Source organism: Arsenicicoccus cauae (assembly GCF_009707125.1).
Taxonomy (GTDB): Bacteria; Actinomycetota; Actinomycetes; order Actinomycetales; family Dermatophilaceae; genus Arsenicicoccus; species Arsenicicoccus cauae.
The window spans coordinates 108584-125678 of record NZ_WLVL01000017.1 but is presented as its reverse complement, the minus strand read 5'-3'; the positions used below and the strand labels follow the sequence as shown (position 1 = coordinate 125678).

Genomic DNA, 17095 nt, shown 5'->3' with positions numbered 1-17095 from the left:
CATGGGTCAAGGTGATCGTTATCGGGTCGCTCCGTCCTGGGCGCGGTAGATGGCCTCGGTGACGGTGTCGCGCAGCTCGATGAAGTTGGCTTGCGAGCGCAGTTCCGGCACTGCCACGCCGTCGGAGGTCAGCTGCACGGGGAGGTCCAACATCACCCTGCCCGGGCGGGCGGTCATGACGAGCACCCGCGTCCCCAAGAAGATCGCCTCCTCGACATCGTGAGTGATGAAGACGACCGTCGTGCGTCGCTCGCGCCAGATCTGGCTCAGCTCCATCTGCATCCGCTCCCGGGTGAGGGCATCCAGTGCGCCGAATGGCTCGTCCATGAGGATGACGTCGGGTGCGTTCGCGAGCACGCGGGCGATCTGCGCGCGCTGCTGCATGCCACCCGACAGCTCGTAGGGCTTGCGGTCGGCAAACTTCGTCAGCCCCACCATTTCCAGGTACTGGTCGGCCACCGCGCGGCGTTCGGCCTTGGCGACCCCGCGCAGGCGCGGGCCGAGTTCCACGTTCGCGCGGGTGGTGAGCCACGGGTACAGGTTGGCCTGCTGGAACACGACACCGCGATCTCTATCGGGTGCCACGACCGGCGCGCCGTCCGTCAGCACCCGGCCGGTGGTGGGTTGGTGGAAGCCGGCGAGCATCTGCATGAGCGTGCTCTTGCCACAGCCCGACGGGCCGACGATGCAGACGAACTCACCCTCGTCGATCGACAGCGTGGTGGACGCCAGGGCCTGCACGCTGTCACCGGAGTCGGTGCGGTAGGTCTTGGTCACCTCCTCGAACTCGATCTTGTGCCGCGTCCCCGGTGCACCGGACGCCGGCGTGGGTGCCGGGCTGATGGTCGTCATGAGGCCACCTTCGTGATCGCGGTGGTGTAGACGCCAGCTGTGTAGGCGTTGAGCGAACCGACGGCGTCCACCCCCTGTTGGGTCTTGAGGAACTGGGCGGTCGCCAACAGCTGGCTGGGCAGCTTCTTGACGAGCGACACCTGCTGTTTCGCGGTCGGATACACATAGCCCTTGAGCTGTGTGGTCACCGAATCCGTCGTGCTGCCGAGCTCCACGGCGATGGACTGCGCCGCGGTGTCGGGATGCGCAGCGAGTTGGCCCACGGCGTAATCCTCCACGCTGGTCCACGTCTCCATGAACGAGGCGTTCGACTGGATGAACGAGGTGGTGGCGCCCTCCAGGTCGAAGGTCGGGTGCCCGGAGGCCGCGGTGGCGTCACTGCCGGTGATGATGTGGCCGGTCGTGGTGAGCTGGCTGAGCACGGGGTCCCAGACCCAGGCGGCATCCATCTGGTTGCCCTGCCATGCCGCCATCATCTTGTCCGGTGCGAGGTTGACCAGTTTGACGTCGGTGCTGCTCAGGCCCGCGGCGCTGAGCGCTTGCAGCAGGCTGTAGTGCGATGTCGACCCGAACGGCGTCGCGATCGTTTTGCCCCTGAGCTGCTGAATCGACGTGACGCCGGATTCGCGCACCACCAGTGACTCGGCCTTGCCGATGATGTCGTCGATCCACACCACCTGTATGGCGATGTCGAGCGGGGCGGAGAGGGCCTTGGTGGCGGGGCTCGATCCGAGGGTGGCCAGGTCGACGGAGCCTGAGCCGAACGCCTGCACGACGTCGGCACCGGAATCGAACTTCAGCCACGAGATGGTGGCGTGCGGGAAGCAGTTTTCCAGCCAGCGTTGATTCTTCACCAGCAGGTTCGCATTCGGCACAGCTTGGTAGCCGATGCGCACAGTGCCGGTGACGTCGCTATTGGTCGTCACGGGGCAGGTGGTGGTGCTCAGGGAGGCGTTCGCGTTGGCCTCGGCCTCCTGGGCGGTGGTGCATCCGGTGAGCACACCGGTCCCCAGCAGTGCCACGGCCGCGGCTGCTGCCAGGGCATGCAGGCTCCTGCTCCGGGCGGGTGATGCGGAGGGTGAGGGCACGGTGCCACTCCTTGGACTGGTGACATGGGCAGGGCGGGCGGTGGGCTTGTGCGGTCTGGTCATGCGCGTCCCTGCCATGGCACCAGCAGCGAGGTGATGCGCTTGATCAGCGCGTCGAGCAGGATCGCCGCGATGCCGATCACGATGATGCAGGCAATGGTCAAGGGTGTCTGCAGCTGGGTGCCGGACAGGTAGGCGAGGCCACCGATTCCCGGGATGCCGTTGTTGAGTTCCGCCGCCACGACCGTGGTCCAGGCGAACCCGGTGGCGAGCCGGACGCCGCTCATGATCGACGGCAGGCTGGCGGGCAGAATCACGAACCGCAACACCTGCATCCTGCTGGCGCCCAGGCTTTGGGCCGCGTGGACGCGATCACTGCGGATGCCCTTGACACCGTCGATGGTCGCCAGGGCAATCGGTGGGAAGGCAGCCAGGAACAGCAGCCAGATCTTGGAGGTGTCACCGATTCCGAACCAGACGATGAGCAGGCCGATGTAGCCGAGCGGCGGCAGGGACCGCAGGAAGCTCAGGTAGGGCTCCACCAGCCGATCGAGCACCGGGACGAGTGCCATCGCGAAACCCAGCAGCACTCCCACCGCGATGCCGGCGAGGACGCCGATGCCGATGCGTTGCAGGCTTGCCAGCAGGTGCTCCCACAGGAAGTAGCCCTGCTCGCCGCAGACGACGCGCGGGTTGCCGGCCGCGATCGGACGGCAGGAGTTCGCCTCCGTGAAGGCGCGTACCACCGACTGGGGGCTGGGCAGGAACAGGGGCTGGATCATCTTGCTGCCGGTGAGGGCCCACCAGACGAAGAGGACAACCAGGAAAGCGGCAAGGTCGGTGCCCCAGAGCCTCAGGCGGGTGCGTCCCGGCCAGGGAGGCCGCCGACGGGTGGGCTCGTCCGGACCGGACGAGGGGCCCGGCCCGGACTGGGCCAGTTCAGACGCGGTGGCGGCTCGCGTCGAGGCGGTGGTGCTGGTGACTGGCTTGGCGGTCATGGCGTAATGGGCTCAGGCGTACGCGTGTGCGGGCGTCCGAGTGCCACGACGAGGCCGGCGATGGCAACGGTGCCGATGATCAGCCCGGGTGGTGGGGCGCCGAGCAGCGCGAGTGTTTCGAGGGCAGCGAGGCCCGTGACGGTGAGGGACATGCGCAGGCTTCCTGTGAAGGCGGAGGGGAGGGCATTGATGGCAGCACGGGTGCGAACCGACCGCGGGTTCTGCGGGCGTGGGTCCGTTTCCGCGGTGCAGAGGCCACCACGGACACGGGCCTGATGTGCGGACTGCGTCAGCGACCGGGCACACCAGCCGGACCTTGGGGAACGTCCCCGCGTAGGGTCACGCGTCGCATCACCCGGGGTGCCGTGTAGTCGCGATTGGCGTAGTGGGCGGTGCTGCGGTTGTCCCAGATACCGACGTCGCCCGGCGACCAACGGTGCCGCACGAGGTGCTCCGGCTTCGTGAGGTGGGCATACAGCAGGTCGAGGATGGCGCGGCTCTCGGCATCGGAGACCCCGACGATGTGGGAGGTGAACCCGGGCTGCACGAACAGCCCCTTCTCACCGGTCTCGGGGTGCACCCGCACCACCGGGTGCTCGACGGGCGGGATGCTGGTCACCTCGACGCCGTCCCACACATTGCCGCGGTTCTCGTGCCGACGCAGGTAGGCACCCCACTCCCGGTTGCCGTCGTGGACTGCGGTGAGCTGGTCAACCAGGTGCTGCACCGGCTCCGCCAGCGAGCGGTAAGCGGCCTGGCTGTCGGCCCACTGCGTGTCACCGCCGGTGGGCGGCAGGGTCACGGCGCGCAGGATGGAGCCGGCCGGCGGGCGCTGCACGAAGGTGACGTCGGTGTGCCAGACGTCGGAGAAGCTGAATTCGGGGTCGGTGCTGTCGATGTTGTAGATCTCGGCGCGGCTGCCGTTCGACTTGGCGACAGGGTGGCCCGCGGTCAGGTCGCCCAGGCGATTGCCCAGCGCCACCTGGTCGTCATCAGTGAGCTCCTGGCCGGAGAAGAACAGCACCTTGTGCCGCAGCAGGGCCTCGTGGACAACGGCGACGTCGCTGTCAGTCAACTGGCGCAGGTCGACGGCGCGCACCCTGGCCCCGATGCAGGGACCGAGCGGTTCGATGCGCGGGCCAAGGTTGGTTGTGCCGGTGGTGGGCTTGTCAGTGGTGATGGTCATGGGAATTCCTCTCGCGGAAGAACCGGGGGTGCTTTGAGGGACGTACGCGGTGTGGCTGGTTCAGCCGCTGATGGTCTCGTCGGAGGCGCGTCCGGCCAGGCGAAGCAGGGTGCCCCTGGTGATGCCGACGAGGGAGATGAGCACGCTGCCGGCCAGCACCAGCGGGGTGCAGATCCGTGCGGCGACGTTGGTCACGTGGACGCAAGGCCGTGCTGAGGGACCATGCATGTGTGCGGACTGCAGCTGGCACGCCGCTGGCTGCTGCGGACTAACGGGACGAACGTCAGGATCAGCGACAGAGCGCCGAGGAGACCCGCAGGAGGTCGACGTGACGACGAGCGGTGAGGTACCTACCGACGGGCCGGGACATCCCCGGTCGGTGCTGCATGCCCACCGTGGCGCGCGTCAGCACATCGTGGTGCCGTGCGGTGTGGAGCATCGCGAAATCCTTCATCGTCGTTTCCTAGTTAGTACATCGGTTTTATAGGATTTAGCCCGAGGGTGCAACCGACGGTCCCCAACTGTCCGGATTGCAGGACGCACTTCAACCTCGGGGAGTCCGGTCCTAGGCGACACCCACCCCGGTCCGTGAGCGCGGTGCTGGCAGAATGCTCCATCGTGAACGTGTCCACCCGCGTCGAATACGCCGTACGGGCGCTGCTGTACCTCGCCGCCCAGCCTGGCTCGTCGTCGGTGGCCGCCATCGCCGAATCGCAGAACATCCCGCGCAAGTTCCTCGCGGCGATCCTGGCCGACCTCAGGCGTGACGGGTTGGTCACCAGCCAGCGCGGACCGGCAGGCGGATACCAGCTGGCCGAGGACCCTTCAGAAGTGTCGATCGGCGAGATCTTCCGCGCGGTCGACGGACCGCTGGCCCGGGTCCACGGGCTACGGCCGCACGAGACGTCCTACGAGGATCTGGCCAGCCACCTTCCCGAGCTATGGGTCGCATTGCGCGTCGCACTACGGCAGGTGCTCGACGACGTGAGCCTCCAAGACGTCCTGAGCGGGCGGTACCCCGAGCACATCCGACAACTGCTCACCGCGCCAGACGCTTGGCAAAACCGCTGACCCCTGTCGAACCCGACCACCCCCACGTCACATCTCGACATGCCGTGTGTCGCAGGTCGTCGGCCTGGATGGCGATGTCCTGGCCGTGCTGGTGCGCCTGCAGGTGCTCGACGACGACAGCCCCTTCGAGGCGTGGCACCACCGAGACCTCTCACCGTTCCTGCCGCCGGGGTCACCCTCGCGGCTCCACCTGCGCCATCACGTGCTGAGCACGCCCGTGGGTCTGGCGAGCGTGGCGCACGACTGCCCCTTGGCTGCCCCGGAGGACCCGCCCGGGCCCCGGCCCTGGGCGCCCGAGGTGGGCGTAGGGATCACGGACGTGTCGCTCGGCTACGGGGTGGAGATCCGGCCGGGCCCCTCGATGTGACGGGCCAGGGTGGACACGATCGAGGCCCGGGCTGCTCGTCCCTCGGGGGTCGGCGTGAGGGGATACACGTGCACGAGCCCCTCCTGCTCGTGGTAGTCCACCTCGACGCCGGCCTCTCGGGCCCGGGCGATCAAGAGCTTCGCGTCGGGCCACAGGATGTCGTGGGTGCCGGCATACAGGCTGATCGGGCCCAGGCCGGTCAGGTCCGCTGCGAGCGGGCTGACGAGCGGGTCGTCCAACGGCAGCCTCGCGCGCCACAGGTCGATGAAGACCCGCGTGCCGTCGCGACCCAGCCACGGGTCGTGGGGCTGGACCGTGTCGATCTCGGGGTTGCTCAGCGACAGGTCGAGCGCCGGGGCGATGAGCGGGGTGCGGGGAAAGGTGCGAGCGTCCCTGTCCCGCAGCAGGATCGCCGTCGACAGCGCGATCTGGCCGCCGGCCGAGTCGCCGGCGAGGGCCGTGGTGCCCCAGCGCTGCTCGCTGCGCAGCACCAGGTCGGCGAAGGCCGGCACCACCTGCGCCGCCGTCCCGTAGGGCACCAGGGGATAGATCGGCACGGTCACCGCCACCCCCGCCTGCGCGGCGACCTGGGCCGTGAGCTCCCAGTGCTGGCGGGCGATCTCGGCATACCACCCGCCCCCGTGGGCGTAGACGACGCCGCCGCGCGGCTCGCCCGACCGGGGCCGGACCGTGTAGACCGGCCAGCCGCCGACGCGCTCGACGTCGATGCGAACGTCCCTGCGCAGCAACCGAGGTGGGCCGTAGGCCTCGGGGCGGGTGGTCCGCTCGGCCAGCCGCTGTCGGGCGCCGCGCTCGGTGCGGAACGGCCGGTTGGCGCGGGTGGCTCGCAGCAGCAGCGGCAGGACGGCGTGGGACATCAACGAGGGCATGGCTTCACCGTATGCCGAGCCCCCCCTACGAGACCTGGGAGCGGGTCGTCAGGACGTCCACCACGCGACGGCCGACGGGCTGCTGATGCCGGCCGGCTTCGAGGGAGATGATCAGACCGTGACCGCACCCACTGCCCCGACCCATGTGACGACGCGCGACCAGGCCAACGAGCCGCGCGTGCTGCTCGCCGCCGCCACGACCGTCGTCCTGTGGGCCTCGTCGTTCATCGTGATCCGGTATGCCGGGCCGCACTACGACGCCGGCTCGATGGCGCTGCTGCGCATGCTCGTCGGCGCAGTCGTGCTGGGTCTCATCGCCGCCCGCTCCGGGATCCGCTGGCCCCAACGCAGATCCGTGCCCCTGGTGATCGCGTGGGGCGTCGGCTGGTTCTGTCTCTACCTGTTGGCGCTCAACGTCGCCGAGCAGACCGTCGACGCGGGCACTGCCGCGATGATCGTCAACCTCGCGCCGCTGATGGTCGTGGTCTTCGCGGGTCTCTTCCTCGGAGAGGGGTTTCCGCGTGGGCTGCTGATCGGCGCGCCCGTGTCCTTCGTCGGCGTGGTGCTGATCGGCCTGGAGTCCAGCGGCGGCCACCTCGCGATCACCGGACTGCTGCTGGCGCTCGCCGCGGCCGTCCTCTACGCCGGCGCCACGCTGCTCCAGAAGCACCTGATGCGCTCCGTCGACTCCACCACCCTGACGTGGCTCGGCGCGACCGCCGGCGCCGTGGCGCTTTTGCCGTGGTCGGGACGCCTGGCCCACGACCTCGCCACGGCGCCGCTCGGCGCGACGCTGGCCATCGCCTACATGGGCGTGCTGCCAACGGCGTTCGCGTTCACGACCTGGGCCTACGTGCTCATGCGGACCTCGGCCGGGCGCACCTCCGCGACCACGTATGTCGTCCCCGCCGTCGCCATCGTGCTGTCCTGGCTGCTGCTGGGGGAGGCCCCGACGCCCGTCATGCTGCTGGGTGGCGCGCTGTGCCTGCTCGGCGTGGCGATCACCCGGATGATGCGGCGGTGACGGCGGCGTCCTCCCGCCATACGTCCGCGAGGGCGAGCGCCCCGAGACTGATGCCGTCGCGCAGCCGGCCCGTGGCGATGAGCTCGCGGACCTGGGCGCGGGTGAACCACCGCGTCGCCTCGACCTCGGGCTCCTCGTCGTCCTGGCTCCCCTCCTCGCGGACGAACCCCGCCAGGACCACGGCCACCGATCCCGCGAACACCCCGGTGTCTGGATAGATCTCGCCCAGCTCAGCCTCGAGCGAGGCCACCATGCTGGTCTCCTCGCCCAGCTCGCGCAGCGCCGCCTGCGCAGGGGAGGCGTCGCCGGGGTCGACCATCCCGCGCGGGATCTCCCACAACCGCACCCCGGGCGCCGGTCGCTCCTGGTCGACGAGGAGCACGCGCGCCTCACCACCCCCTGCGCCGTCGCGACGGATGCACACGCAGGCCGCGCCAGTGAGGCGGCGGTCCTCGTCGCCGAGCTGCAGGCGCAGGTTGGTGCGCGTCCAACCGTCCGTCTCGCGCGTGGCGGCCTCGACCTGCCAGCCGCCGTGACGCTCGTCCGTCCACAGGGTGTCCCAGTCGAGCTGCTCGCTCGGCGGGGACGTGCGCTGCCAGTCGTCGTGGGTAGTGGAGTCCCTCACCAGGCGGGGAGCTCGCCCGCGCCGGGCGTGACCCGCAGGTCGCTCTCGACGATGGCCGTGTCGTTGATGGAGGCCTCGCGCCGCGCCATGTAGCCCAGCTCGTCGAACTCCCACAGCTCGTTGCCGTAGGACCGCCACCACTGCCCGTCGGCGTCGCGCCACTCGTACTGGAAGCGCACCGCGATCCGGTCGTCACCGAACGTCCAGAGGTTCTTGCGGAGCCGGTAGTCCAGCTCGCGCTCCCACTTGCGGGTGAGGAAGGCGGTGACCTCGTCGCGGCCGCGCAGGTGGTCGTCGCGGTTCCGCCAAACGGTGTCGACGGTGTAGGCGCCGGCGACGCGCTCGGGGTCGCGGGTGTTCCACGCGTCCTCCGCCGCCTGCACCTTGGCCAGGGCGGTCTCACGGGTGAACGGCGGCACGGGCTGGCGGGGTTGCATCGGTCCTCCACGGGAGTCGTCGGGTCTCGGCCCACGCTATCGCCCGGCGTCGGTCTCTCGGACCCCCGCCGATGGTTGGATCGATTACTCTCGCCGCGGGCTGGTGCGCGGCCGCCCGCCCCGCCACCGCCGGAGCCGGCGCCGCCGCCCTACGATGCCGACCACGGCCATGATCCCGATCCAGGCCACGACCTCATGGCCTGAGCAGCGCACCCTGCCTCGCCGGCCGGTGGCAGAGTGGTGCGCATGGACGACCTCTCGCGCTTCGTTCAGGCCCAGGATGCTCACGGCGCCTACGACCAGGCCCTGGCCGAGCTGCGCCGCGGGCGCAAGACCAGCCACTGGATGTGGTTCGTGCTGCCGCAGGTGCGCGGGCTGGGCAGGAGCGGCATGGCGGTCCGCTACGGCATCGCGGACCTCGACGAGGCCGGCGCCTACCTCGCGCACCCCGTCCTCGGACCTCGCCTGCACGAGTGCTGCGAGGCGCTCCTCTCGCTCCCTGCCGCGGCGACCGCCGACGCCGTCATGGGCGGCATCGACGCTCTCAAGCTGCGCTCGTCCATGACGCTCTTTCACCGGGCCGACCCCCAGGACCCGGCGTTCACAGCCGTGCTGGAGCGCTACTTCGGGGGAGCCATGGACGACGCCACCGACGCCCTGCTTGCCTGACCGGCGTCATCGGCACTGCTGCCGGAGCCACGCCTGGGCGACCCCGTGGGCGGTGTAAACAGCCCCTCCGGGGGCCGGGACCGCGGCCATCGTCCTCAGGTCGAACGCTCGTTAGAGCGCGGTATGACCCCTGACGCGGGCAGACTGGCGGCATGCGCAGCGACCAGACCTATGACGTCGTCGTCCTCGGGGGAGGCCCCGTCGGTGAGAACGTCGCCCAGTACGCGACCGAGCACTCAGGGCTCACGGCCGTGCTCGTCGAGCGGGAGCTCGTGGGCGGTGAGTGCTCCTACTACGCATGCATGCCCAGCAAGGCACTGCTCCGCCCCATCGAGGTGGCGTCGACCGCCGCCCACCTCGGTGGCCTGTCCCGCCCCCACCTGGACGTCGCAGCCCTGCTCGCGCGGCGGGACGAGTGGGTGTCGCACTACGACGACGCGAGCCAGGTCGACTGGGCCGAGGGCGCCGGCATCGACGTCGTGCGAGGTCACGGCCGGATCACCGGCCCGCGCACGGTGGAGGTCACGCGTGACGGGGAGGGCCCCGTGGTGCTGCACGCCCGGCACGCCGTCGTGATCGCCACCGGCAGCAGCCCCGTCGTGCCCGAGCCGTATGCCGCCGCCCTGCCCTGGGGATCGCGTGACGCCACGGGCGTGGTGGAGGTGCCCGAGCGGCTGGCGATCGTGGGTGGGGGCGTCGTCGCGTGCGAGGCCGCTACCTGGATGGCGGCCCTGGGCTCCCACGTCACGATGCTGGTGCGCGGCGACCGGCTGCTGGGCGGTGCGGAGCCGTTCGCGTCCGAGGCGGTGCTGGAGGCCCTCCGCGGGGCGGGCGTCGACGTGCGTCTCGGCGTGGAGGTGTCGCGGTGCCGCCGCGAGGACGCGCGGGACACCGGTCTCGGTCGCGTCCACGGCGGGATGGTGCACCTGCTGACCACCACCAGCGCTGACACCGGCGCCGGCGCGCCCACCGGCGACCAGACGAGCCCTGCAGCGGACGGCGAGGCGGGTGCGGGCGAGGTGGTCGAGGCCGACGAGCTGCTGGTGGCCACGGGGCGTCGGCCACGCCTCGAGGGTCTGGGGCTCGAGACGGTGGGGCTGGACGCGCAGGCCCTCCTCCGTCATACGAGCTCGCCGTCCGAGAGCAGCCGGGGGGAGGTGCCCGACTGGCTGTTGGCCGTGGGCGACGCCAGCGGCGAGGCGCCGCTCACCCACTGGGGCAAGTACCGCGCCCGCGTCCTGGGTCAGCATCTCGCTGCCCGGACCACCGGCGCGGAGCCGGAGCCGGTGCCTGACGACGTGCCGGTGCCGCAGGTCGTGTTCACCGATCCCCAGGTCGCCTGGGTCGGTCTCACCGCGTCCGCGGCTCGGGAGCGGTTCGGCGAGACCGAGGTGGAGGTGGTCGAGGTGCCCTTCACCGGCGCTGCGGGCGCGGCTCTGCTCCGTGACGACGCGTCGGGCACGGCCTCGCTGGTCGTCGACCGCGGCTCGCGGACGGTTGTGGGCGCGACCTTCGTCGGGCCCGACGCCGGCGAGCTGCTCCACGCGGCGACCATCGCGATCGTCGGCCGGGTCCCGGTGTCGGTGCTGCGGCATGCCGTCCCCAGCTATCCGACCGCCAGTGAGCTGTGGCTCCGTCTGCTCGAGGGCCTGCCGCGGGACCTGCGCCGCTGATGCACTGGCGCGGTCCGGCTCCGCGGCTGACTGCTGCGCGCCTGTCCGGCGCAGCCTGGATGCACACTGTGCATTTGGTGCACTGCGTGCAATGAGCCTAGGCTGGCCACGTGCACAACAGACGCGACCTCGCCAAGCGCGAGACCAGGGAGGCCTTGGCCGACGCGGCGATCGCCATCGCACGGGTCGACGGGGTCGCCGCGCTCACCGCGGACGCGATCGCCGACCGGGCGGGCGTCTCGCGCCGCACCTTCTTCAACTACTTCCCCACCACGGACGCCGTCCTCGCGGTCCCGTCCATGGACTTCGTCACCCGTGCGATCGAGAGCTTCGAGGCGCGTCCCCTGGACGAGCCGGTGCCCACCGCCGCCGTCGAGGCCCTCCTGCACGGAGCCGGTCCCGACGACCTGGCCCGGCTCGCCGACGTGGTGTGCCTGTGCCGCGACGACGCCGCGGCGTTGCGCGTGGAGCGCGACGCCTGGGGCTCCGCCGAGGAGGGGATCGCCAGCGCCCTGGCCAGGCGCCTCCCCGCGGGCACCGAGCCGCTGCGCCTGCGCGTCCAGGCCTCGATGATCGCCGCGGCCGGCCGCGCCGCTGTCCAGGCCTGGGCGGAGGAGCTGGACGCCGACGGTCGGGGTGAGCTGCCCCCGGAGGCCGTCGACCGCCTCCGCGCGCTGCTGCTCGAAGCCATCGGCTACCTGGCCGACGGCTTGAGACCAACGCTGACCCCACCTGACCACCGCTGACTGTCGCCGGCACCCGGCGCGCAGCACCCACCGTCTGAACCACCCCCCTTGATCGGAGCGACCCACCTATGGCCACCCTGCTCTATCGCCTCGGCCTCCTGTCGGCTCGCAAGCCCTGGGCCGTCATCGTGGCCTGGCTGCTCCTCCTCGGCGGCGTCACCGGCGCCGCCGCGGCCTTGCGGACCCCGCTCAGCAGCACCATGACCGTCGAGGGTCTCGAGTTCCAGCAGACGCTGGACACCCTCAAGCGGGAGATCCCGGACGCGGCGGGAGGGATCGGCACCGTCGTCTTCCGCAGCGACTCCGGGCGCTTCACCCCGGCCCAGCAGGCCGCGGTCGCCACGGCGATCAAGGACTGGGAGGCCCTGCCGCAGGTGGCCGATGCCATCGATCCGTTCGCCACGCAGAAGCAGCTCGACGACGCTCAGCGCAAGACCGCGGAAGGTCAGAAGCAGCTCGACGCCAGCGAGAAGCGGCTGCGCGCCGGCGAGGCCGAGCTGGCCCAGGGCAAGGGGCAGGTCGACGGCGCGGCGCGGCTGGGCCTGCTCAAGGGGCAGCAGCTCACGGACGCCCGCGCCAAGATCGCCGCCAGCACCAAGCAGCTCGAGGACCGCCGGACCCAGCTCGAGCGCGGCAAGCGCGAGCTCGCGCTGGGGCAGCGCGAGGTCGCCCTGACCAAGGACACGCGGTTCGTGTCCGCGGACGGCACCGCGGCGATGACGCAGGTCCGGTTCCACCAGGAGATCCACAGCGTCTCGCCCGAGCAGCGCCAGCAGGTCACGGCGCTCGAGCGCCAGCTGGCGGACGCCGGCGTCAAGACCTACTTCGGCAAGGAGCTGGTGGAGGACGTCTCGAGCGTCATGGGGCCCGGCGAGATCATCGGCATCGTGATCGCCGCCATCGTCCTGCTCGTCATGCTCGGCACCCTGGTCGCGGCCGGGCTCCCCCTCCTGATGGCCATCGGCGGGGTCGCGCTCGGCACCGGGACGACCCTGGCGCTCAGCCAGGTCGTCGAGCTCAACTCCGTCACGCCCGCCCTCGGCCTCATGATCGGTCTGGCCGTCGGCATCGACTACGCCCTGTTCATCGTCAACCGGCACCGCGAGCAGCTCAAGACCGGCATGGCCCGCACGGAGTCGATCGCGCTCGCGGTGGGGACGGCGGGCAACGCGGTGACCTTCGCCGGGATGACGGTGTTCATCGCGCTGGCGGCGCTCGCGGTCACCGGCATCGGCTTCCTCGGCACGATGGGCTTCGCCGCTGCCGGGACGGTCGCCTGCGCCGTGCTCATCAACCTGACGCTGCTGCCCGCCCTGATGTCACTGGCGGGCCACCGCATGCTGCCGCGCCGGGTGTGGCGCTCGCACGGCTTCAACGCTCGCGGCGAGTCTCTGTCCGACGCCCATCCTCGCGACTCCGAGCACGCCGACCGCGGCTGGGGTGCCGTCGTCACCCGACACCCCTGGCTGGCGATCGTGGCGGGTCTCGCTCTCGTGGCCTTCCTCGCCGTGCCAGCCACCGGCCTGCGGCTCGGGCTGCCGGACGGTGGCTCGGAGCCCGAGTCGTCCACGGCATACCAGGCCTATGCCACCATCGGCGAGAAGTTCGGCGCCGGGGCCAACGGACCCATCGTCGCGGTGGCGTCCCTGCCGGCCGGTCTCGACGAGCTGGCCACCAAGGACAAGCAGCTCGACGTCGCCGAGGCCCTCAAGCTCGACTCCGGCCTGGTCAGCGTGATGCCGGCCGGTCTCAGCAAGGACGGTCGCACGGCCGTCTACCAGGCCATCCCCAAGGGTGGCCCGGCCGACCAGGCGACCGTGGACACGGTGCACCGGATCCGGGAGGACGCGGCGTTCATCAAGGACGTCACGGGCGCGGACGTCAAGGTCACCGGGCAGACCGTCGCCAACATCGACATCTCCCAGAAGCTCGCCGACGCGCTCCCGCCCTACCTGCTCATCGTGGTGGGCCTGTCGCTGGTGCTGCTGCTCATGGTGTTCCGCTCGGTGGTGGTCCCGCTGATCGCGACGGGAGGCTTCCTGCTGTCCCTGGCCGCGGCCTTCGGCGGCATCGTCGCCGTCTACCAGAAGGGCACGCTCGGGTCCCTCTTCGCGGTGACCCACCCCGGCGCCATCCTCAGCTTCCTGCCGATCCTGCTCATCGGCGTCCTGTTCGGCCTCGCGATGGACTACCAGATGTTCCTCGTCTCGGGCATGCGCGAGTCCCACGTCCACGGCGAGGACGCGCGCCGAGCCGTCCGCACGGGCTTCAGCCACGCGGCGGCCGTCGTCACGGCGGCGGCGATCATCATGGTCTCGGTCTTCGCCGGGTTCGTGCACGCCGAGCTGGCGATGATCCGGCCCATCGGCTTCGGCCTGGCCCTGGGCGTCCTCATCGACGCCTTCGTGATCCGTATGACGCTGACGCCCGCCGTCATGCACCTGCTCGGGGAGCGCGCGTGGTGGATGCCTCGCTGGCTGGACCGGATCGTGCCCGACGTCGACGTCGAGGGCGTCAAGCTGGTCGACCGCGTCCAGGGTCACCCCCACGCCTGACGAGGGGGGCGGTGCGGCGGCGCCCGGGGGCGGTTGAGACCATGGAGTCTCGACCGCCCCCGCCCATCACCTCCCAGGAGAACGAGTCCCCATGCGCACCCGCGACCTCACCGCCGCCGTCCTGGCCACCAGCCTCGCCCTGGCCCTCACCGGGTGCTCGACCGCGCCGAACCAGACCGCGTCGGCGTCCCCAACGTCCCCAGCGCCCTCAGCGTCGTCAGCGCCCTCAAGCCCGGCCGACACGCAGGCCTTCCTCGCCCGCAACGGCCTCGCCGGCAAGGACGTCAAGACGATCGTGTCCGAGCTGGACCGCACCCAGGACGACAAGGCCAAGGGGCTCAAGGGATCCGTCCGGCAGGGAGAGCTCCAGCTCACCGACGCCTCCGGCGCCACCGCCGCCGTGCCGATCCCCGCGGACTCGTTCTACCTGTCCATGGCGCCCTACGTGTCGCGGACGCACGAGTGCTTCTATCACCACCTCACCGGCTGCCAGGGCGAGCTCGCTGACAAGGCCATGCAGGTCACGATCACCGACGCCGCCGGCAAGACCCTCGTCGACGAGCAGGTGCGGACCTACGCCAACGGTTTCGTGGGCTTCTGGCTGCCGCGCGACGTCACCGGCACCATCACGGTGGTGTATGACGGGAAGACGGTGAAGGCACCCTTCGCCACCGGCGCCACGAGCCCCACCTGCGTCGCGACGCTGCAGCTCGCCTGAGGCTCCGCACGCCTCACGCCAGCACGGTGACCAGGTCGTGCGCCCCGTCCGGGCGGATCATCTCGGCATACCACCGGGTCGTCCCGTCCGGCAGCGCCCTGCCGTCCCCGTCCGCGTCCGCGACCGCCAGGCCGGTCGTCTCTCGCCGGTTGTGCGCGGCGTCCGGGCGCCCGTCGTAGGTCAGGGTCAGCGGGTGGTCCCCCAGCCAGGCCGTGACCCGGGCGCCCGCTCGTCCCAGCGACCCGGCCGGCCCGCGAGCACCTCGCCCTCGTCGCGCCACGTGAGGCCGTCGGGCGAGGTGAGCAGGCGCGTCGTCATACGGTCCTCGTGGCCCACGACGTCGAGGGGGTGGCAGCACAGCCAGCAGCGCCAGCCGGACCCGTCCCGGACCACCACCGGGTCCAGTGCTTGGAGCCCGGGGTCGCGCAGGAGAAGTAGAGTCGCCAGCCGTCGTCCAGGCGCACCAGCGCCGGACGCTCGAGCGAGGCCGCGCCGAAGGACTCGCGGTCGAGCGTCACGACCGGGTCGAACCCGACGCCGTCGCGGGAGCTCGCCACGACGACACCCACGCCACGGCCCTCGTCGACGGGTCGGCGGAGCGCCGTCCGGCCTGTCCCGCGCAGTAGCGTGGACCCGACGCACCCCGACCCCACGGAGGCTTCCCGATGATCCACCCCGTCAAGGCTGCCGCCCGCCTGATGCTGGGCTCCCTGTTCGTCATGGGGGGTCTCAACCAGCTCAAGGACCAGACCTACACCGGTGGTCTGCTCGACGAGGCGAGGCAGCGATACGGGTTGCCGGAGGTCGCCGCCCCGGCCGACCTGGTGCGGCTCAACGGGGCCGCCATGCTCACGTGCGGCGCGTCCCTGGCCCTGGGCATCGCGCCGCGGACGTCGGCCCTGGCCCTCGCCGCCCTGCTGCAGCCCACGAACGTCGTGGGTCATGCGTTCTGGTCGATGGACGACCCGCGCAAGGCCTTCGTCGAGCGCAACCACTTCATGTCCAACGTCGCGATCAGCGGTGGGCTGCTGGCTGTCGCTGCGGACTGACGTCGGCGGAGCCGATGGGCCGGTGGGCCGTTGGGCCGGCGGGGATCGAGCCAGGGCCGTCTCGGCGGGGAGGTCGGCCTGGACGTGGCGGCGCCGGTCGCGCCGGTTGAGGGTGTCGACCACGTGGGCGGTGGCCGCGTCCCCGGTCACGTGCCGGTGTGGATGGGGGGGCCGTAGAGAAGCATCAGGCGGGAGAGGAGCAGGTGATCTTGATCGTCGAGCCGGGGTTGCTGGTTCGCGCGGGGGTGCTGGTGCGCGGGTTGTTGCTTGGCGCTGTCGCTGCGCGGGGTTGGGGTCAGTGGCCGAGCAGCGTGCGCAGCGCGAGCCGGGTGGCCTCCTCGTCCAGCTCGAGCTGACCCGTCATGAGGTGCAGCACCGTGCCGTCCATGAGCGCCGACACGGTCAGGGCGACCCGGTAGGGGTCGGGAGTGCCGACCGACGCCACGAGCTCGGCCAGTCCTGCGACCTGGCGGCGGCGGTGCTCGGAGAGGTCCCGGCCACCTCCGGAGGCGAGCGCGAGCCGGGCCCGGGTGTGCACCCCGCCGCCCTCCAGCGCGGCCACCCGGACGAAGGACACCAGGGTCGCCACCACATCGTCCACATCGTGGAGACCGCTTCCAGGATCCATCTGGTGGTACGCCTGGAGGTCTCGAGCCTCGATCTGGAGGAGGATCGCCTCGACCAGCGACTGTCTGGTGGGGAAGTAGTTGGCGGTGCTGCCCAAAGGGATTCGCAGCGCTCGATCGATGGCGCGATGTGACAGCCCCTTGGCGCCCCCCTCGGCCAGGAGCTGGATGGCGGCCTCCAGCACGGCGGTGCGACGATCCGGCATGTGCCCATTATCGGCACAACAGGTGTTTTAACCTGGCCATACGAACGGGCTCCCCAGGCGGACGCCCGGTCGGGCGCGCGAGGGGGAGGCGCCCGGCCGGATCGCCACGGGGAGCCCGGTCGCGTGCACGCTGGGGTGGCCATTGCGTGAACGCTGGGGTGGTCCGAGGTGGTCGAGGTGGCCCTGGCGGCAGCGGCTTGCCTCCGGTGGCTCACCCGGCCGACAGGTCCCTACGGCGGTAGCCGACCAGGCCGAGGATCATCAGCGCCAGGGCGGCGAGGCCCACCCCCCGCCCCGCGAGGACCTGCGGCAAGG

Annotated in this window: 22 protein-coding genes; 9 read left to right on the top strand and 13 right to left on the bottom strand. The window is 71.1% G+C overall.

Annotated elements, in window-relative coordinates:
• Positions 1-18: 18 nt before the first annotated feature.
• The 7 genes from GGG17_RS04065 to GGG17_RS04040 form a co-directional block, all read right to left on the bottom strand.
• Positions 19-852, bottom strand: coding sequence for an ABC transporter ATP-binding protein (locus GGG17_RS04065; RefSeq protein ID WP_154592495.1), 834 nt, complete (start codon positions 850-852; stop codon positions 19-21).
• Positions 849-1940 carry a taurine ABC transporter substrate-binding protein gene (locus GGG17_RS04060; RefSeq protein ID WP_288798170.1) on the bottom strand — a complete coding sequence of 364 codons (1092 nt, stop codon included), beginning with the start codon at positions 1938-1940 and terminating at the stop codon, positions 849-851. The genes GGG17_RS04065 and GGG17_RS04060 overlap by 4 nt, the downstream gene beginning before the upstream one ends.
• Positions 1941-1999: 59 nt before the next feature.
• Positions 2000-2938: an ABC transporter permease gene (locus GGG17_RS04055; RefSeq protein ID WP_154592492.1), complete on the bottom strand. Its 939-nt coding sequence runs from the start codon at positions 2936-2938 to the stop codon at positions 2000-2002.
• Positions 2935-3090, bottom strand: a complete 156-nt coding sequence (locus GGG17_RS04050; RefSeq protein WP_154592491.1) for a hypothetical protein — start codon at positions 3088-3090, stop codon at positions 2935-2937. The genes GGG17_RS04055 and GGG17_RS04050 overlap by 4 nt, the downstream gene beginning before the upstream one ends.
• A gap of 137 nt (positions 3091-3227) precedes the next feature.
• Complete coding sequence (locus tag GGG17_RS04045; RefSeq protein ID WP_154592490.1) at positions 3228-4124, bottom strand: TauD/TfdA dioxygenase family protein; 897 nt, start codon at positions 4122-4124, stop codon at positions 3228-3230.
• 60 nt (positions 4125-4184) lie between these two features.
• Positions 4185-4319, bottom strand: a complete 135-nt coding sequence (locus GGG17_RS16830; protein WP_283809745.1) for a hypothetical protein — start codon at positions 4317-4319, stop codon at positions 4185-4187.
• Between the two features lie 94 nt (positions 4320-4413).
• Positions 4414-4563, bottom strand: a complete 150-nt coding sequence (locus GGG17_RS04040) for a putative leader peptide (protein WP_154592489.1) — start codon at positions 4561-4563, stop codon at positions 4414-4416.
• Positions 4564-4742: 179 nt separating this feature from the next.
• On the opposite strand from GGG17_RS04040, the gene GGG17_RS04035 reads away from it, so the two are divergent.
• Positions 4743-5195 (top strand): RrF2 family transcriptional regulator, encoded by a 453-nt coding sequence (locus GGG17_RS04035; RefSeq protein ID WP_288798168.1) that lies wholly within the window; start codon positions 4743-4745, stop codon positions 5193-5195.
• 46 nt (positions 5196-5241) lie between these two features.
• Positions 5242-5562, top strand: a complete 321-nt coding sequence (locus GGG17_RS04030) for a hypothetical protein (RefSeq protein WP_154592488.1) — start codon at positions 5242-5244, stop codon at positions 5560-5562.
• Here the strand turns inward: GGG17_RS04030 and GGG17_RS04025 are convergent.
• A complete protein-coding gene (locus GGG17_RS04025) occupies positions 5526-6452 on the bottom strand; it encodes an alpha/beta hydrolase fold domain-containing protein (protein WP_154592487.1) in 927 nt (308 codons plus the stop codon). The two genes, GGG17_RS04030 and GGG17_RS04025, sit on opposite strands and share 37 nt — an antisense overlap.
• 118 nt (positions 6453-6570) lie before the next feature.
• On the opposite strand from GGG17_RS04025, the gene GGG17_RS04020 reads away from it, so the two are divergent.
• Positions 6571-7476, top strand: coding sequence for a DMT family transporter (locus GGG17_RS04020; RefSeq protein ID WP_311966403.1), 906 nt, complete (start codon positions 6571-6573; stop codon positions 7474-7476).
• On the opposite strand, the gene GGG17_RS04015 is transcribed toward GGG17_RS04020, so the two are convergent.
• Positions 7454-8101 carry an NUDIX hydrolase gene (locus GGG17_RS04015; RefSeq protein ID WP_195849108.1) on the bottom strand — a complete coding sequence of 216 codons (648 nt, stop codon included), beginning with the start codon at positions 8099-8101 and terminating at the stop codon, positions 7454-7456. The two genes, GGG17_RS04020 and GGG17_RS04015, sit on opposite strands and share 23 nt — an antisense overlap.
• Positions 8098-8538 carry a nuclear transport factor 2 family protein gene (locus GGG17_RS04010; RefSeq protein WP_154592485.1) on the bottom strand — a complete coding sequence of 147 codons (441 nt, stop codon included), beginning with the start codon at positions 8536-8538 and terminating at the stop codon, positions 8098-8100. Before GGG17_RS04010 ends, GGG17_RS04015 begins: the two co-directional genes overlap by 4 nt.
• A 246-nt stretch (positions 8539-8784) precedes the next feature.
• Here GGG17_RS04010 and GGG17_RS04005 point away from each other — a divergent pair, with 246 nt between their 5' ends.
• From GGG17_RS04005 to GGG17_RS03985, 5 genes are all read left to right on the top strand, one after another.
• The gene (locus GGG17_RS04005; RefSeq protein WP_154592484.1) at positions 8785-9207 is read left to right on the top strand and encodes a DUF1810 domain-containing protein; all 423 of its coding nucleotides are present in this window, start codon (positions 8785-8787) and stop codon (positions 9205-9207) included.
• Positions 9208-9359: 152 nt separating this feature from the next.
• Positions 9360-10880, top strand: coding sequence for a dihydrolipoyl dehydrogenase family protein (locus tag GGG17_RS04000; protein ID WP_154592483.1), 1521 nt, complete (start codon positions 9360-9362; stop codon positions 10878-10880).
• A gap of 110 nt (positions 10881-10990) precedes the next feature.
• Positions 10991-11626, top strand: a complete 636-nt coding sequence (locus GGG17_RS03995; protein WP_154592482.1) for a TetR/AcrR family transcriptional regulator — start codon at positions 10991-10993, stop codon at positions 11624-11626.
• 68 nt (positions 11627-11694) lie between these two features.
• Positions 11695-14181 carry an MMPL family transporter gene (locus GGG17_RS03990; RefSeq protein WP_154592481.1) on the top strand — a complete coding sequence of 829 codons (2487 nt, stop codon included), beginning with the start codon at positions 11695-11697 and terminating at the stop codon, positions 14179-14181.
• Between the two features lie 91 nt (positions 14182-14272).
• Entirely contained in the window at positions 14273-14899 is a 627-nt protein-coding gene (locus GGG17_RS03985) for a CueP family metal-binding protein (RefSeq protein WP_154592480.1), read from the top strand.
• Positions 14900-14912: 13 nt separating this feature from the next.
• Here the strand turns inward: GGG17_RS03985 and GGG17_RS16260 are convergent, their stop codons facing one another.
• Together GGG17_RS16260 and GGG17_RS16255 are read right to left on the bottom strand one after the other, a co-directional pair.
• Positions 14913-15179 carry a hypothetical protein gene (locus tag GGG17_RS16260; RefSeq protein ID WP_230082653.1) on the bottom strand — a complete coding sequence of 89 codons (267 nt, stop codon included), beginning with the start codon at positions 15177-15179 and terminating at the stop codon, positions 14913-14915.
• 34 nt (positions 15180-15213) lie between these two features.
• Positions 15214-15468 (bottom strand): hypothetical protein, encoded by a 255-nt coding sequence (locus tag GGG17_RS16255; protein ID WP_230082651.1) that lies wholly within the window; start codon positions 15466-15468, stop codon positions 15214-15216.
• Between the two features lie 96 nt (positions 15469-15564).
• Here GGG17_RS16255 and GGG17_RS03975 point away from each other — a divergent pair, with 96 nt between their 5' ends.
• Positions 15565-15948 carry a DoxX family protein gene (locus tag GGG17_RS03975; protein WP_154592479.1) on the top strand — a complete coding sequence of 128 codons (384 nt, stop codon included), beginning with the start codon at positions 15565-15567 and terminating at the stop codon, positions 15946-15948.
• A gap of 295 nt (positions 15949-16243) precedes the next feature.
• Here GGG17_RS03975 and GGG17_RS03970 read toward each other — a convergent pair whose 3' ends face one another.
• Entirely contained in the window at positions 16244-16780 is a 537-nt protein-coding gene (locus GGG17_RS03970; protein ID WP_154592478.1) for a TetR/AcrR family transcriptional regulator, read from the bottom strand.
• Between the last annotated feature and the right edge of the window lie 315 nt (positions 16781-17095).